Origin of the sequence: Jeotgalibacillus marinus (assembly GCF_040801915.1) — a bacterium.
GTDB classification, from domain to species: domain Bacteria; phylum Bacillota; class Bacilli; order Bacillales; family Jeotgalibacillaceae; genus Jeotgalibacillus; species Jeotgalibacillus marinus.
Genome location: NZ_JBFMIA010000186.1, coordinates 1 through 264 on the forward strand (window position 1 = coordinate 1; position 264 = coordinate 264).

The 264-nt window shown below is 41.7% G+C and carries 1 protein-coding gene; it reads left to right on the forward strand.

The window, feature by feature from the left end; all coding sequences use genetic code 11:
• Positions 1-246: hypothetical protein (locus tag AB1471_RS17480; protein ID WP_367781000.1), on the forward strand; the 246-nt coding region annotated here is incomplete at its 5' end.
• Positions 247-264: the final 18 nt, after the last annotated feature.

A 264-nucleotide genomic window follows, 5' to 3' on the forward strand; every position in this document is an offset into this window, starting at 1 on the left:
AATTATTATCGGTTTTTACACCGCGAAGTTTTTAAATATATGAAAGCTGATTCCTTGTTAATGACCTGCAATTGTTCTTCTGCACTGTCCTCGCAAGAGTTTTGTGCCTTGGTAGGGGCTCAAGCAGTCGCAGTGGGGAAACAAGCCCGTATTCTCGGAATATATGGGCCTGCAAGTTGCCATCCTACATTAACATCATTCCCAGAAGGGAATTATCTTACTGCGATTTTATTGGCAGTTGTGTAATTCAGACAGGCAGATATT